Origin of the sequence: Bacillus sp. F19 (genome assembly GCA_023823795.1) — a bacterium.
Lineage (GTDB): Bacteria > Bacillota > Bacilli > Bacillales > Bacillaceae > Bacillus_P.
On sequence record CP085710.1, the window covers coordinates 5,001,085 to 5,017,838 of the forward strand.

14 protein-coding genes and 1 pseudogene are annotated in these 16,754 nt (G+C 41.1%); 2 read left to right on the forward strand and 13 right to left on the reverse strand.

The window, feature by feature from the left end; genetic code table 11:
* Positions 1–135: 135 nt before the first annotated feature.
* Positions 136–390 carry a GlsB/YeaQ/YmgE family stress response membrane protein gene (locus tag LIT25_25660; GenBank protein USK33836.1) on the forward strand — a complete coding sequence of 85 codons (255 nt, stop codon included), beginning with the start codon at positions 136–138 and terminating at the stop codon, positions 388–390.
* A 117-nt stretch (positions 391–507) separates the two neighbouring features.
* Here LIT25_25660 and LIT25_25665 read toward each other — a convergent pair whose 3' ends face one another.
* The 3 genes and pseudogenes from LIT25_25665 to LIT25_25675 form a co-directional block, all read right to left on the reverse strand.
* On the reverse strand, positions 508–597 hold the full coding sequence (locus LIT25_25665) for a hypothetical protein (protein USK33837.1): 90 nt from the start codon (positions 595–597) through the stop codon (positions 508–510).
* Positions 598–653: 56 nt separating this feature from the next.
* Positions 654–968: a hypothetical protein gene (locus LIT25_25670; protein ID USK33838.1), complete on the reverse strand. Its 315-nt coding sequence runs from the start codon at positions 966–968 to the stop codon at positions 654–656.
* Between the two features lie 310 nt (positions 969–1,278).
* Positions 1,279–1,938 (reverse strand): annotated as a pseudogene (locus tag LIT25_25675) (zinc-binding dehydrogenase).
* 184 nt (positions 1,939–2,122) lie between these two features.
* Here LIT25_25675 and LIT25_25680 point away from each other — a divergent pair.
* Positions 2,123–2,581 (forward strand): hypothetical protein, encoded by a 459-nt coding sequence (locus LIT25_25680; protein ID USK33839.1) that lies wholly within the window; start codon positions 2,123–2,125, stop codon positions 2,579–2,581.
* Between the two features lie 43 nt (positions 2,582–2,624).
* On the opposite strand, the gene LIT25_25685 is transcribed toward LIT25_25680, so the two are convergent.
* The 10 genes from LIT25_25685 to LIT25_25730 all read right to left on the reverse strand — a co-directional run bounded on the left by LIT25_25685 (position 2,625) and on the right by LIT25_25730 (position 16,547).
* The gene (locus LIT25_25685; protein ID USK33840.1) at positions 2,625–3,314 is read right to left on the reverse strand and encodes a pseudouridine synthase; all 690 of its coding nucleotides are present in this window, start codon (positions 3,312–3,314) and stop codon (positions 2,625–2,627) included.
* A gap of 349 nt (positions 3,315–3,663) precedes the next feature.
* Positions 3,664–4,155, reverse strand: coding sequence for a type VII secretion protein EssA (gene essA / locus LIT25_25690; protein USK33841.1), 492 nt, complete (start codon positions 4,153–4,155; stop codon positions 3,664–3,666).
* Positions 4,145–7,042: a type VII secretion protein EsaA gene (gene esaA, locus LIT25_25695; GenBank protein USK33842.1), complete on the reverse strand. Its 2,898-nt coding sequence runs from the start codon at positions 7,040–7,042 to the stop codon at positions 4,145–4,147. Before esaA ends, essA begins: the two co-directional genes overlap by 11 nt.
* Positions 7,039–11,523: a type VII secretion protein EssC gene (gene essC, locus LIT25_25700; protein USK33843.1), complete on the reverse strand. Its 4,485-nt coding sequence runs from the start codon at positions 11,521–11,523 to the stop codon at positions 7,039–7,041. Before essC ends, esaA begins: the two co-directional genes overlap by 4 nt.
* 27 nt (positions 11,524–11,550) lie before the next feature.
* Positions 11,551–12,861 (reverse strand): type VII secretion protein EssB, encoded by a 1,311-nt coding sequence (gene essB, locus LIT25_25705; protein USK33844.1) that lies wholly within the window; start codon positions 12,859–12,861, stop codon positions 11,551–11,553.
* A 14-nt stretch (positions 12,862–12,875) separates the two neighbouring features.
* A complete protein-coding gene (locus LIT25_25710; GenBank protein ID USK33845.1) occupies positions 12,876–13,115 on the reverse strand; it encodes a ubiquitin in 240 nt (79 codons plus the stop codon).
* Positions 13,116–13,201: 86 nt separating this feature from the next.
* On the reverse strand, positions 13,202–13,495 hold the full coding sequence (locus LIT25_25715) for a WXG100 family type VII secretion target (GenBank protein ID USK33846.1): 294 nt from the start codon (positions 13,493–13,495) through the stop codon (positions 13,202–13,204).
* A 296-nt stretch (positions 13,496–13,791) separates the two neighbouring features.
* A complete protein-coding gene (locus LIT25_25720) occupies positions 13,792–14,310 on the reverse strand; it encodes a hypothetical protein (GenBank protein ID USK33847.1) in 519 nt (172 codons plus the stop codon).
* An 18-nt stretch (positions 14,311–14,328) separates the two neighbouring features.
* Complete coding sequence (locus LIT25_25725) at positions 14,329–14,988, reverse strand: hypothetical protein (GenBank protein USK33848.1); 660 nt, start codon at positions 14,986–14,988, stop codon at positions 14,329–14,331.
* Positions 14,989–15,251: 263 nt separating this feature from the next.
* Positions 15,252–16,547, reverse strand: a complete 1,296-nt coding sequence (locus LIT25_25730; GenBank protein USK33849.1) for a Zn-dependent hydrolase — start codon at positions 16,545–16,547, stop codon at positions 15,252–15,254.
* Positions 16,548–16,754 lie beyond the last annotated feature (207 nt).

Consider the following 16,754-nt stretch of genomic DNA (forward strand, 5'->3'; position numbering starts at 1 on the left):
TTCTAGGAAAGTTCTAATTAAAAGAAAAGGAAATTTTTATAAAAATTTCAGCAAGATGTTTCTTTTCTAAAAGGCAGGGGAATAACAGCCATAGAAATAAATACCACCCCATCTTAAGAAAGGCGGAATTTAAAAATGGGCTTTATTTTATATCTTATCGTTGGCGGATTAATCGGATGGTTAGCAGGAGTTATTTTAGGTAAAAACGTACCTGGAGGCATTATAGGAAACATCATTGCCGGTATCATTGGTGCATGGATCGGCGGAGAACTTCTTGGCACATTTGGACCAACTTTAGCAGACATCGCCATTATCCCTGCATTGCTTGGAGCTATCATCTTTGTTTTCTTATTAAGCCTTGTATTGCGATCAATGCGCAAAAAAACTTAATGAATTAGAACGGAACACCTGCTGAAGAATCAGCAGGTGTTTTTTATTTGGAAAAAAGCATTAAAAAAACCACTGCTTTTTTTAGCAGCGGTTAAATGTTTATTAGTAAGTTGTGCGTTAGCCATTTTTACGCTTGTTAAGCATTTTCTTTACAATAGGATAGACGATTGGAGCATATTTTATCGCTTTTCTAATCAGTTTTTTCAATGTAAACTCCTCCTCTTTTCATATTATTTTCCCAAAAAGAATGCATAGTAAACACCTTAAGAACCAAAGTACAAGTGGTAATGTGTTTGACAGCCCGGATTAAAGGCAGACCGGCACTTGGGACAGGTATTGCCGCTGTCCATATATTCTTGTATCGTCATCACATGACGGCAAGAGCCGCAAAGTACGGCAGGCATGTCCCGTTCTGCTTTATCCCATACCTCCGGATTGTGATCTGCAAGCTCCCCGTGGCATTCAAAACATGCATAGTAGGTATCACAGCATTTAAATTTAATCGCAATAATATCTTTGTCAGTCGCATAGTGACGGCATCTTGTATTTGCATCAAGAGCCACTCCTTTAACGGTCATTAAACGCACACTCCATTCTAAAAAAGCTTTAATTTAAAGAATAAGGATCCATAAATATCACTTATTCGAAGAATAAAAAGGGTTAATTATCAGAATAAGCCAGAAACAGGGCTATATGCACCGATTTAAGTATAATAAGGTTACCTTATAATCCACACGAAATGAAAGCAAATAGCGGTATCAGAGCGTCAAATAACAGCATCTTAAGCTGTGGGAATAGATATTGAGCGATGGAGCTAGACAGCAATGCGCAAGATTTTATACTTTCCTCTATCTGAAAAAGGGGCTAATTAAAAAAGCAGCCTCCTCTTTATGGAATTAAAACAATTTTCCCCGTACTTTTTCTGCTCTCTAGATAACGGTGCGCTTTAGCGCCATCTTCTAGAGCAAATCGGGCAGGTTCAGCCATTTTAAGTGAACCTTCCGCAATCCACCCGAACAGTTTCTGTGATCTCGAAATGCGCTCTTCTCTGGACGTAAGTACATTCCAAAGATCACCTCCTGTCAGCGTTTTTGAAGTATCCATCAGCATTCTCGGGTCAATATGAACAGGGTCTCCCCCTGCCATTCCGTAGAAAACAACGGTTCCGCCAATGCGGGTCGCATTAAAGCTGTCCATCAGCGTTGAACCGACTGATTCATAAACAACATCTGCTCCTTTTCCATCTGTCGCCTCAAGGACTTTCTGCTTCCAGTCATCGTTGTAAACAAATGCCTGCTCTGCACCTGCTGATTTTGCGACCCTTGCTTTCTCATGAGCAGATACAAGCGCGATGACTTTCCCGCCCAATAAGCGAATGATCTGAACGAGCAGCTGCCCTACACCGCCGGCTGCAGCGTGAACGAGTGCCGTATCACCCGCTTTTATCTTATAGCTGTCAGAAGTCAGATAGTGGGCTGTGAGCCCTTGAAGAAGCACGGACGCTGCTGTTTCAAATGAAATCTCATCAGGCAGCGGAATCACCTTTTTATGCAACGATTACCTTTCCTTTAGACCGTCTTGATCTTTTCCATATTTTTTATGGCCATAGTTTTTCATTTTTTTGCCCTCACTAAGTTCTTATAGTATTGTCTTCGTTAATTCCAGCCAAATAAATGGTTTTCGGCTCCCTGTGATATAATAAACAGATTGAATCGATTATCGGAGGAAATGTATGCTTACTTTTGAACAAAAACTTGCTGTTATTGAATCATTTAAAGAATTGCAAAGAAAGAACGTTTCCCTTGGAAGAATCAACTTTCATTTTGAGGAAAGTATTTACGATAAGAAAAATGTTGTCTATCATCTTCATCCAAACGGAAATGGTTTCGTTTATACTGAATATGTAAAAGGGTACGCTGCGAATGATAAAGGCATGGTTAACATTCGTGATTTTTCTGAAGAAGAATTGCGCAGCATCATCAAAAAATCTATTCACTCGCTTTCTGTGCATGAAGACGAACAAATAGAAGAATTTGAAGAAGAAAAATGGACAAATGAGGATGGACAGACTCTTGTTTTGATTCAGGAAGATGATATGTGGAATGTCTACGCTGGGTTAAACCTTGACGGCACGTTTACCACTTATAAAGAGGCTGCAAATTACTTGCATGAAGAAGGATTTTCAGCTTAAAAAAGAACCGCGGGCACATGTGATGTGTCACGCGGTTTTTTCTTTAAGCAAGCCTGCTCATCAGCTCTTCAATCTCATATACAGTCAATTCGCGCCACTCCCCGCTGCTTAAGCCTTCTACAGACAGATTCATGATCCTCTTTCTTTCAAGCCTGACTACCCTATGGCCAAATACTTTGCACATTCTGCGAATTTGACGATTAAGTCCTTGAGTAAGAATGATGCGGAATTCGCAATCGCTGATCCTCTCCACTTTACACGGTTTAGTTGTCACGCTGAGTATTTCTACTCCGCCTGACATGCCAAGAATAAAGTCATCGTCAAATGGCTTATCTACCTTGACGAGATATTCTTTTTCATGGCCATGTTCATATCGCATGATTTTGTTTACGATTGCTCCATCATTCGTGAGCAAAATTAACCCTTCTGACGCTTTATCCAGCCGGCCAACAGGAAAGATCCGTTCGGGGAAATCCATAAATTCGATAATATTTCCCTTTACATCTTTTGCTGCTGTACACGTAATACCCACTGGTTTATTTAAAGCCAGATAGACGGGCATGGCTTTAGGCGGGATCGGACTGCCGTCAATCAATACGATATCCCCTTCAGTAACCGTGTCGCCGGCCTCACACGTGACTCCATTAATGGTTATCCGGCAATCAGCAATAAGACGGTCGGTTTCACGCCTTGAGCAGCAGCCTGTTTCACTTATATATTTATTTATTCTCATAGGAATGTTTCTCTTTCATATTCATAGATTCCTTTCATCATAGCACGAAGGATGTTTTTTGCTCTACATCCAAAATAAGTAAATCATTACTTAATCCGGCAAGCAATGATAGAGTCTTTTAGCAAAAATCGCCCATTTATTTGCGAAAGCTGTACTTTTATTAGCAATTTTCTTCATTTTTATAGCGGATTAATCAACTTTATTAGCGATTCGAATTTTTGATTTATCCTTTTACTTACTGCTTCAGCCGTTATTCTTTCCAATCCTTACTAGCGGCATGCTTGAGGCGCGCTGAATCTAGATATCGAAGCACAAAAAAAGACAGCTTATAAAAAGCTGCCTCAATCTCTTATTCTGTTTTTTTGCCTTGTGTCATTTTTGGAATCAAAAGCCCAATCATTAGGATGACGCCAATGGCAATCAGGAGAATATACGTCATCATTAAGCCGGAATTTTGGCTAGTATCTGTATTTTCCGTTGCGGTCATACTCATCGATGGTTCTGCAGTGCCGGAGAATAAATCCATTTGTTCAGCTTTGGATTTAATTGTGTTTTTCTCTTTTGTGTAATTAGTGAAGAGCTGTTCCTGCAGATCATCCTTTTCATCCCTTGATGGCTTTTCAAAGGTTAGATCTTTTTGCTCTTCCGGTATTGAGTTTCTTTTTTCATAAAGTGATTCTTCATGCAGGTAATCCGTGTTTTCCTTAAGTTCTTTTTCCTCATAGATATTAGGATCGAGTTCCTCAAGGTTTGCTTCTGTCTCTGCTTTTACTGCAACCCCGCTGGTCAAACTAAAGATAACCAGAAATAGGGTTAGCGAAATGCCTGTTTTACACTTCATGGGCATGTTCCTGATTAGCCTTTTCGTTTGTGTTTTTAAGAGCATTGACAACAAACGGCAGGATGGTCAGAACAAGGAGGATGCCGATCAGCACAATCACTCCCTGAGTAAATAAGTTATTTGCGTCATATTGGATCGAGATGTACACCTTAGACATCGGATCTTCATACGTGAAGTTAGGCGCTGCTAATGCAAGCAAAGGACTGATAAAGAACGCAACAAGACCTACACTTGCAAGCCAGCCTGTAAAATTGCCGAGCAAGAACGCTACCCGTACAATTGTTGATGCTGCAAATAACAGGAGGACTGTAAAGATTGACCATTGAATAGCACGTTCATCTGTAAGCGTGTATATATTTAAACCGAATACGCTTATAATGAGCCCCACAATTAAGTTTAAAAGGCCAAACATAGAGCCTCTTACTAATAACGGTGCTGCTTTAAAATAATGACTGAAGAATCCGATCAGCAAGCTGCTGATTAGGATGATAACCAGAATAACGACCGGCGGAACCGCTTTTGCCTGAGCAGCCGGTGCTTCCCCGCTTATTTGCAGCGGATTGGCAAGATGCTCATAAACATAGCCGTTGTTCTGTCCGTCTACAAACGTATTGCCGAGAATACTGAAAACGTCATCTCTGACAAGCTGTGTTGAAGCTACATTCGTTGCCCATTTATCATTTAATAGATCTGCTTCAGATTGAACTTCATTCACTTTTTTCTGGAGGACATCCGTACTGCTTACAACCGTCTCCTGTCTGTCCCCAAGCGAGTTTATCAAGTCCGTAATCATAACCAATTCCTGACTGATATTTTGCTGATTGACAACAAGTGTTGTACCGTCCGAATTTTCAAGCGGCATTCTAGAAGCTGTATTTTCTGATTCCTGAACTTGGCTGAGTACGTTATTTGCGCTCTCTTCCATAGAAGCAAGATCCTCTAATATAGCTGTCTGCTGAGCATCGAGCTCCTTGCTGTATTCATCCATGAATGCAAGAGCGGAAGCCTGGACTTCTTTCATTTCTTCTTCAGCAGCCGGCAGCTCCTGATTCAGCTTGTCCCATGCGCCTTGTTCTTCTTCATTGATTGATAGAATGCCAGCCACTTTCGTTTTTTGCATTTCATCTGCAAGGACAGCATCTTTGGCCGGATCTGATGAGTTATTCATACGCTTGGCGGCTGCCTCATACTGGGACAAAATCGTATGGTATTTCAGTACATCGTTCATTGATGCATTTCCGATAGGCCTGCTGAATACACTCTCAAGTCTTTGCTTTCTTTCAGGACTGAGCGAGTTAAGAATGGTTTGTTCTTGTTCCATGATGGCAGCTGAACCTGAGTTCATATTACCTGTCAGCTGTTTGATCTTTTCTTCCAGTTTGCTGTTTTCATCTTTTAGAAGCTGATTTTCTTCTAATAGTTTTGCATTGTCTTCTGTCAGCTTTTCATAAAGAGCAAGTAATTTATCATACTCGGCTTTCCATGAGTTCTGATCTTCTTTTGACTTAATCGATTCTTCGATTGCAACAAGCTGGGCTGACATAGCCTCTAATTCAGTTATCGCTTGTGTTACTTGATCCGGTTTAGGGTCCGGAATGGTTTCCAGAATTGTCTTCAGATTTTTCATCTGTTCTGAAACAGCAAGAATGTTAGCCCGCTCCTCTTCCATGTTGGCAGGACTTTCATTTTCTCCAGGAGTTTCTGGTTCTGCGACCCCTCCATCATCATCAGGAGGCCCTTCCTCTCCGTTACCTGGTTCCTCCCCAGGACTTCCTTGCTTAAGGTTTTCCCTAAGAGGAATGAGCTCCCCTTCAAGACGGTTCAGTGTATCCTGGTTATCCTTCATAATATACATGTCCACATAATTACGGTGAACAGTCTCAAGCTCTCTTGCCTGGCGTTCCACTTGGCTGAGCCTTACACTGCCAAGGTTTTCTGCTGTTTTTTGATTCTGATCAAGCTGCTGCTGAATGTCAGTCATTCTTGATGCAAGCATGCTTCCTTGTTTGTTAAATGCCTGCTGCGTTTCATTCTGTACTTGATCCACTTCCGCACTGCCACCCTGAATGGCCGTTAAACTTTCCTGCTGGGCCAACGTCAGAAGCTGCTGCTGATCTTCTTGATATGCCTGATATTCTTCAACATACTCTACGAATGAAGCAAGGTTTTTCTCAAATTGCTCGACCGTGTTTTTTTGTTCAGGCGTTTCTTGTTCAGCCTGTTTTATTGTCGTTTGCAATTGCTCAAGCATTTGCTTTTGCTGATCTAATTCCCCAGCCAGATCTTTAGAGCTTGGTTTATAAAAATTCAGCATGGCATTTTGAAAGGCAATTTCCTTTTCAAGAATGCGGTCAAACTCTTCTCTTACATTCTCCATGTCCTGTGCGACATAGCTCCAGTACAGCGAAGACATTTGCTTATTTACGCGGCCTGTAGCGTCTTCCAGTGCGCGGAGCACTCTTTGTCTGTTTTCAGCATTCAGCTGATTTTGGACCACATATTCAAATTCTGCTTTTGAAGGCTGCTGTTCATTGTAAGTTAATATGTTGGCAGAAAAATTGGAAGGAATATAAATGACAGCATCGTACTGCCCGTTTTTCAGTCCGTTAACTGCGGCACTTCTGCTTAAGATTGTCCAGTCATACTGGGAATCCTCGTCTAGTATCCCTGCAACTTCCTTTCCGAATTGAACAGGTTCAGCTTCTGTATTTTCCCCTTCAGCCTTTTCTGTTCCGATGTCCTCATTAACGACAGCGATGTTTCTTGTAGCTTTCTCCTTTATTTCCAGCGGGTTGTCCCCGATGACTTGGAAGAAAAGAGCAGGCACTGCTAAGATAAGCAGCACCGCAGCTATCATTTTAATCGTATGTTTTCTTTGATCTGTCATGTGTAGATCTTCCTTTCAATGACACAAAGAGGAATTTGTATTTTCGTTTCTTTGCCATTTTCCACATAGTATCCGAAGCCTGGGTGAATATCGCTTTCTTTCCGGCTGTAAGGCAAGGTATATAGGGTTTGCTCTGATTTTTTCATTAAAATGAGCGCCTGGCGGATTTGTTTGATTTCACTTGTGAACGCATCAAATCCTTTTGTCAGCTCGTTGTTATTTCCTGAAACAATGACATTAAAGCCGAGGTGGCTGTAGTTTTTCATAAATCGTGTCAAACGGTCTTGCAGCATACTGTCAAGAGATTGCTGGAATCTTGAATAGCCGTCAACGACAAGCATAACCGGCGAGAAAGCTAAATTATTTACAATACCCTGCTGGATTGCTGTAAGGTAGGTTTGTTCTCTGTCTTTAAGAAGTTCTTCTGTTCGATCAAGCCACGACGATATTTGTTCTTTCGTGTCAAGATAAGCAACCTTTTCTTCAGAAGCATAGCTTGCCAGTCCGCGGTCAATCGAATCGAATATACCGATAGATTCAGTTGGCTGAAGCAGCGCTGTGTTCAAGATGACTTTAAGAACATTTGTCTTCCCTTTTTGAGTCTGGCCGAGGATGATGCAGTGCTTTGTTTTCGCCAGATTCACGCTGACAGGCAGAACATGCTCTTCATCAAGTCCGATTGGAATCACGCCTGTTTTATGAGCATCAGCAGTGAACTGTGTAAAGTTGATCATGGTCAGTTCAGCAGGAAGCATTGGGACAGGACGAGGAAGCTTGGCATTCTTGTGCTTCACCTTCAGCATTCCAATATCTTCTTTAATGGAATCAAGCAGCTCATAATCATCCTCTCCATTAGCAGGCAGGAAAATTTGAGAGAAATATGCCTGATCCTTCTTGATAATGGCGCGTCCCGGAATTGGTTCAGGCGCAAACGGAACTTTTCCAATGGCCATGTATGTTTCAGTCGTATCCATAAGGTAATGAAGGATTTTCGTTTTCATGCTGTTCATTAATGATTGTCTGACAGACTGTACCCTTGTGGCAGTAAAAATCATAAAGATGCCCAGAGACTGGCCATCACGCGCAAACTGAATCAGCTGCGTTTCAAGCTCCTGCATTTCCTCTTTCACGAGATCAAAATTATCAATGGCAATATACATAAGAGGGAGCTTGTTTTTACTTAATGAATTGTACATTTTGATGCTGCTGACCTCTTGCTGCTGAAACAATTGCTTCCTCCGCGAAATCTCATCTTTTACGATTCTCATAAACTTATCAATTTTCAGCTCTTGATCGAGCTGGAAATAATCCGCTGTATGCGGCAGCTGTCTAAGCGGCAGCAATGTCCCATTGCCGTAATCTATGACGTAATAGTGGGCTTCCTCAGGGCTGAGCCTTGCCGCGATGCTTAAAAGCAGAAGCATCACAGTATGTGATTTCCCATAGCCGGAAGAACCGAAGATGGCGATGTTGCCGTCATCCATCAGCTGATACGAGTATGGGGTCTGGCTTTGCTTTTCAGGCTCATCAATCAGACCAAGATATATTTCCTCATGCTCCTGGGAAGCATATTGATGGCGTGAAATTCTGTTTTCAAGCGGCGGGAGCCATGGGCTGTTCAGCTTGCGAATACCCATTTTCGTCTGCAATTCTTCAATTTTATCGACGATCACTTCAATCTGTGATTCCGTATCTTTTTTATGCTGTTTAGAAGATGCGACATTTGATAACGGCTGCAGACCAAGGTCTGTCACGATCGCTACCTCATCTTCCGACTCTGATGTTTCTTCTAGATAAGGCGCCCCGCTCCATGCTGATTGGAACAGCTCGTAAACCTCATTATTGCCTACCTGCAGGTAGCCTCTTCCTGTAATGGTAATAGAGGCGGCATCTGCATTTTTCAAAATCTCTTTACTGTCGCTTGCATCCTGAACCTTAAGGGCCACTCTGAATCTGGCATTACTCCAGATTTGATCATCGATGACTCCACCAGGCTTTTGTGTTGCCAGGATGAGATGCACGCCTAAGCTTCGGCCGATGCGCGCTGTGCTGACAAGCTCCCTGATAAAATCAGGCTCTTCGCTTTTTAATTCCGCAAATTCATCGGAAATTAAAAATAAATGAGGCAGAGGTTCTCCGGCCTGATTGCGTTTATAAAGACTTGTATAATCATTAATGTGATTGACCTGATACTGATCGAATAGACGCTGGCGCCTTTTCAGTTCACTTTTGATTGATGCAAGGGCACGGGCACTGAAGTTTTTGCTGCCTTCAATGTTTGTGATCGTGCCAAGCAAATGCGGCATGTTTTTAAACGGCTGCGCCATTCCTCCGCCCTTGTAGTCAATCAGCAGAAAAGCTACCTCATGTGGGTGGAAATGAACAGCCAATGACAGAATATAGGTTTGAAGGAATTCACTTTTCCCTGAACCGGTAGTACCCGCTAATAGACCGTGAGGCCCATGAGCTTTTTCATGAAGATTTAATTCCACTACATCTTCCTTGCCCTTTAGTCCTACTGGAACAGCAAGAGATTTTGCCGATTCCCGCGTCTGCCAGTTTTGCTCAATCGGAAGATCATCGACTTCTTTTACATTGACCATCTCTAAAAAGGAAACGCTTTTTGGAATCGAATTTGTCATTCCCACTTGGTGATCTAGCGTACGAAGCATCCGGGCGAACGACTCATTTCCCTCACGCTTATGTATATCCAGCTTAAAAGGAATCGCAGCCGCTTTTTTCTCCTGAATGAGAATGTCTCCTTCTTGATCGTTGACGTACCTCACAAGCGTGTGGATGTTATCAGACAGGCTCTCTTTCGCTTCGGCAGCAAAAATAACGGAAATGCCCAAATGTGAAAACTCGCCTTCTAAATATTCCAAAATCACATGATCAGAAATAAGCTGCTGATTAGTAATAACAAAAATAATGTGAGGTGCAAACCTTGTGTTTTCTTTCTTTTCTTCCAGATCACGCTCACGCAGCATTTCATAGATCGAAGTAAGCAGCTGGTCTCTCGTCTGCTCGTTATAAATCATGCCTTTTGCAAATGCGTGCGGAAGCTGAAAATGCGGAAGCCATTTCAGCCATTCCCAGCTCTTGTATTCTTTTTCATTAAAAATAAACACAAAGCGGACATCATGATAGCTGTGTGAAAAAGCAAGCTGTCCAATTAATTGATGAAGTTCATTTTTCATGATTGCTTCTTTCCCGATCAGTCCCATAGCACCCTGAGAAAGGTTCACACTGATTGGCACTGAACCAATTTCCCTGTATACCTTTTCCATTTGCTGTGACTGTTCAAGCAGATCATCCACTTCTCTGTTCGCCATATCGTTTGAGCTAAGTGAAATTTGATAGCTTGATTTAACGGTGCCCGTTCCGATTCGAAGCTCCAGAAAGTCATTGCTTTCAGGCGTTCTTTCCCAAATTCGGTCTGATATTTGCCGCGTCATATACTTCATTTGTTCAAAAGAAGGAAAGTGGTAAGAAAGAACCTGGCGCTGCTTTTCAGCCGCCTCCTGAAGCTCATGGCGTTTGTTTTCAAGGTATTGTGTGTATACGCGGAGTCTGCGCTCTTGGCGTTTCCTGTAATTTCCTTTTTCTCTGAAATATTGCGCCGTTGACGTGATCAGCGTCATCACAAACATGACCATGGAGACGATGATAAAAATGCCTCGCGGAGCAACAAGAGCGACAATTCCCATCGCAATCATCATGACAAGCGGCGGCAGAATAATCAGCCACAGGCTCCGTGATTGATCGTCCCCTTCCTGCGCTGGGAAAGTGAGCGAAATTTTATCTTTCGGAAGCTCATAGATCATCCGCGGCGTGCGGCGGTAGATCGGATATTTTTTGCTCATTTCAGATCTTGGTTTTTCCGTATGGGGCAGGCTTGAATGAAACTCGTCTATGCTCAAAACCTGTATCAAATCGGCTTCTATCAGCCGGACCGTCATAAACGGCCAGAAGAGAATGTCCCCAATTTGCAATTGCGTGAGACCCTCTATCTTCCTTCCATTCAAATAGACCTTTTCACCCTCAGGCGAGACCTTCCAATGACTTCCTGCTTTTAACAAGGTGAGAGAGCCTTTTCCAAGAACGGGAAAAGTACCCTTATCTTTATAAATGTGAGCCTCTTTAATGGTCGCTGAAAAAGAAATTTCTTTTTGAAATCCAATATAGTAGGCTTCTGCTTTTTCAGGCGCCGGTGTTAAATAAATTGTCAGCTGTTCTGATTGATCGTCAAGACGAAATGGCTCTTTTACTGCAGCCTTTCCAATGGGTTTGTCATTCTGAATAATGACAAATCCATCTATTTCCTCTGTTTTTGCAACGGTTAAAGCTCCTTCAGAAAAAGGGAAATTCCTGACTGTCAGCGTGTGCTGAATCTCTGATCCGATGGAAATCGGACGGAACGCATCTTCGTTCACCTCATATTGCTGATAGGATTCACCGTGAAAAACCCATAAAATACTCATGAAATCACCTCCTGGTGCCTATAATCGTCAGTCAGAACCCGATTTTGCAGGAGCGGCTGGCTTTTTCTCCGCAGCTTTCGCCTGCTCAGCTGCTTCCTTTGCCTCTTCTTCTGCTTTCTGCTGTTCTTCCACTTGCTCTTTCGCCTTCTGTTCTTCCTCTAACTTCTGTTCTTCTTCTTTCTTCTGGGCTTCCTGTTCTTCTTTAAATTGTTTTATTTCTGCATCAATTTTTTGAAGTTCCTGCTGCTTTTCTTCACTGTTCATTTCGGTATCTGCTTTTATTTGATCCTGGTATTGAATCAGTCCAAATACAATCAAATCCCGGTCCTCAAGATTTCTTGCAAGTTCGAGTGCTTCTTTAGCCTCGCCTCTTCCAATATGTATCCAATACTCAAGGTACTGCGGATCGGATTGAAGGGTCAGCGTGTTTTGCACGCTTTCCTTTTGGTCTTCTGTCAAAGATTCATTGACTATGTAAGACGAAGCTAATTGAAATTTAACAACATTAGGCATTTCTTCTATGCTGTAGCCTGCAAGGGTGCTGACTACTTCACTGTAATCGTTGCCCAAGTAGTATTCATTGCTCTCTACAAATGCTTCTTGTTTAGGGTGAAGGGAAAAAAGGGAATAAGCTGTATAAACAAGTGCGGGAACAAGCAAAACAAGAAAACCCAGAGCTATGTATCGTGTAAGCTTCCATTTCTTTTCCGGAATGGAGACAAGAGCTGCATTCTTCTTGTCGATTTCCCTCATGTTCTTTTCTATCAGGGTTAACAATTCAGGATAAGTGACCGCTGAAAGCAATTCCCTTGATGCTGGTGAAATGTCCAAAGTTTCATTGAATTTCAGATATTGCATAAAGGTATATTTGGAATCAACTGCAGCTGCAACGCAGGCTTTCAATTCCTGCCAAAGCCTGTCACCGTCCTGTTCATACGGAGGAATGCTTTCCATTACGCCGTAATGAAGAAAATAAGGCGTAAAGCTTTGATCAAATAAAATGTTTTCAGGACATACAATCAAATGAAGCCGCGATAACGAGTGGTTTTTCACCTTTTTTACCAGCTGATAGGAAAAATTCCACTTGCTTCGCTCTTCTTTTTTAATTAAACTGGAAAAACCTAAATAAGTCTCAGGCGGCTGAACATGAACCCTTAATTCATCTTCAGTCAGAACGATTTCCCGCTTAATGGATGGATCCATTTCTTTCAGCATATCGATTTCTGCTGCTTGATCCAGTTTTACTTTTTCTGTTTGAAAGATGAAAGTATAGCCATCTTCCTTCGTTATGACAGCTTCAAGCTGCTGCTCTAAATATGACGGTTTTTTTTCTGACATTGAGAATGACTCCTTCATAGGATTTCAAAACGATCTCCTGTTGTAATTCCGCATTCTACAAGCTTATGGTTGCCTGATAGGACAATCTGCTTATTGGGAACGCGCACCCAATACCCTTCTCGAGGTGGGTCAGAAATGCATCTTGTCTGCCATACTATATCCACTACTTTTTTGACAGAGTGATAATTTGATAGACGCAAATCAAATGTTTCTCCTGTGTAATGCTTCAAATCGATTGTCACTTCAATATACATGCCTTTTCACCTCAAAATGAAGAAGCGCCGTCATCTGATTTAGAATGGGCGCTCCTTTCTGCACTTCATTAGATTGTCAGATCCTATTAACCGCGGATTTGGCCTGCAATGTTTGCATCAGCCTCTTGAAGAGCGTGTGCTGTCTTCTCTAATTGTCTTGAAATATCTTCTACTAAATGCTGCATATCTATGAAAGAAGGCTTAAGCTGTTCATATTGATCTCTGAAAGCGTTGCTTGCTTCCCCTTCCCACATAGCCTGTAATTGACCAATCATGCTGTCTAGGCGTCCAATAAGAAGACCAAGCTCTCCACCTTCATTGTTATAACGTTTTGACATATCGACAAGTTCTGCAGGGGTAACGCGAATAATTCCTGACATTTTCATCTCTCCTTTTACACGAATTTACATTAATTGTATAAACAAAGACCATGAAGGTCAATTGTTACTTCTAGAATACTAGTAAAATAGTACATTATATCTACTATTATGTAATAGAGGAAGAATATTACTGGATTTATCATTTCTGTTATTAATTACCCATGTAATTTACCAATAAAATCTATTTTAAGGGAATTTTTATAATATTTTTCCATACTTTTAGTGGGAAAGTCCTATTCTTGATTCCCGGATTATTTGTATTAGTCTAAACCAATTAATGAATTAATTTTCATATTCTATATATAGAAAAACTGGATTTTTTGAAAGTAAATGACTGAGTGCGTGATTTTATCCAACCGGTTCTTTCTTGTTTGATCACCACTCGTTTTTTTGATTTCGTTCGTAACCAAATCATTAAATCTAGAAGCATGTCTATACTGATTTGTGCTTTGGCCTGTATATATGCCTAATGCATTGTATATCCAATCAAGCGGTGCCCCATCCTTGCTGTCTTTTTCGCTGTGCTCACTTCCTCTAGTAATAGTATAGACTTGGTTAATTCCCTTTTCTGTATCGAAAAAATGGATGATTGTTCCATCAAAGCCCGAATCTAAGTCACCTTTTAGGAATTCTTTTTTATATTCCTTAGAATGGTAGACAGTAATCTTTTGAGGTGGTTCAATCCCTGTCTCTTCAATAAATATTCTTCGAATAACTTCTTCCGACAAAAGTTCATCATTAGGTCCGTATTCTAAGCCGGTAATCCGGGCTCTTAATAAGTCGGAACTCAACACTTCTTCTGAGTTATTTTCCACTTCTTTCACCTCGAATTATTAATCCAGGAAATGAATTGATTTCATAAACCCTAATGTTTTTTCTTCTTCATTTACTGAATTAATGTCACATTTTTTCTTTGTGTCGGAACACATGACATAATGTATAAAGCTCACTGCTTTATCGCTGTCCTTTGACATTATATATCCAAAAAATATGTGTGTTGCTGAATCTTCATTTTCAGGTTTATACTCTTTTTTTCCAAAATAAATCGTTTTATCTTCAAATTCTTCTTTACTGTATTCACCTTCATACTTCACACTATCTGATAGCAAAGATAAGTTTGCCTCGACCTCTTTAGTTACTGGTTGATCTTCATATGTTGCAATTACATAGTATGAAATATTTGAAGATTCATTGGTTTCACCAAAATTAACTGTTTCAAAATGATCTTTTTCTCTTTCGTAAAACATCTCATCTAATGTTGCGTTATCAGGAAATTTCATAGAATAACCATTCGTTTTTGATTTGAATGTATAATACCCTTCTTCAACCTCTTCGTTTGAAGCCATAAATTCTCGTGTAAACTCATCTTTAAAGGCTTCCGTTTCAGGCATTGAAGAAGGATCTATTTTACCGTTTTCTTTTTCTTTGCTCATTCCGCAACCCCCAGTAATGATCAACATTAAAACCAGACTAAGCTGTATTATTTTTTTCAATGGATGGGCTCCTTTCGGATATCTCGTATGTACTCCATCTAATTACCACCACATTTTCCCACTAATGTTCAATATGAAACCTGAATAATGAAAAACTAACTACTTAATACATGTGAGTTATTGCTTATTAAATTCCATATAACCCCTTATTTCCCAGCAATTATATGACTATGTTTCTATTAGATTTAAACTTATCTTTTCAAAAAAACCTCTTCCAAATACGGAAGAGGTTTTTTTACTTAATCATTTCATTGACTCCTCACCTAGCTATTTGCAAGCCTGGCAAGTGATTCTTTCAGCACCTGTACACCTCTGATGCAGTCAGGGAGTGATGTCCACTCCTCCGGTGAATGGCTTTTCCCGTTTAAGCTCGGCACAAAAATCATTCCTGAAGGCACATATCTTCCTAGTGTCATTGCGTCATGCCCCGCTCCGCTGGGAAGAGAGAGCGAGGTCATTCCACTCGCTTCAGCAGAAGTTCGGATGATTTCCTGTATATGATCCGGTACGATCACAGGCGAGATATTGATGCCGTCGTTTATGTCGACAGCCACTCCTCTTTCCTTTGAAAGATTCATTGCTTCATCTTTTAATGCGGAAATCATAGCATCTCTGGCAGCCAAATCAATATCCCTTGCATCCACAATGACCTCTGTTTTGCCGGAAATGACGTTCGTTCCGTTTGGGAAGACGTTTATTTTTCCGACCGTAGCAACAGCCGTTTGGCTGAACCTTCCCGGCGCCTGTTCAACTTTTAAAATAAATTCAGCTGCGGCCGCCAGTGTATCCCTGCGAAAGTTCATCGGCGTATTACCCGCGTGATCTGTTTCGCCTATAAACGTAAAGGATATCCAGGATGGACCGGCAATGCCGCTGACGATGCCGATGTCTTTATTTTCTGACTCGAGGCGCTTGCCCTGTTCAATATGAAGTTCAAGAAAAGCATAAATATCCTCTGGTTTTCTGCAGGATTCTTTAACTCGTTCAGGCTCATGCCCGCACCTTTTCAATTCATCATATAGAACGTTACCTTTATCATCTTTAAATGATTTGAAATCAGCTGCGCTCACTTCTCCCATCATGACTCGGCTTCCAAAAATTCCGTTTTTAAATCGCGCTCCTTCCTCATCTACAAAGACAGCAAGCTCAATTGAACGCTCCGGCTTCTCTTGTTTAGAAGCGATGGCCTTTATCGCAAGCAAACTGCTTAAGCATCCAAGCGGACCGTCAAATGCCCCGCCATTTGGAACACTGTCCAAATGAGAGCCTGTCATCACGACCGGAAGATCAGGCGAGCTTCCAAGAAGCGTGCCGAATAAATTTCCGATCGCATCTTCCCGGACGTCTAATCCAATTTCCGACATCCATTCTTTGAAAACGGACTTTGCCTGTTTCTCTTCATTTGTATAAGGAAATCTTGTTACGCCTCCATCTGGAGTTTTTCCGATTTCTGCAAGGATGGATAATTTATCTGCCAGTTCATGTGCATCTATTCCCTCGAACTCTTGGCACTGATTAAGCTCTTCCAGCAGTCTTTCTTTCGAAAATATGGAAGCCATTTATAATTCCTCACTTTCTATGGTGAATGTTTATTGCATCCGGACAGGACAAGTCTTTACAGAATTTTATAATATTTCTTATTATAAAGAATTCCATTTATTTCGCAAACCGTAATAACCCAAAATTGTATGCAAAAAAAGAAAGTAGAAAATTTTTAATAAATTCTGCTTCATTTTCTACTATTAAGGGTAGAAAGTAGGATAACA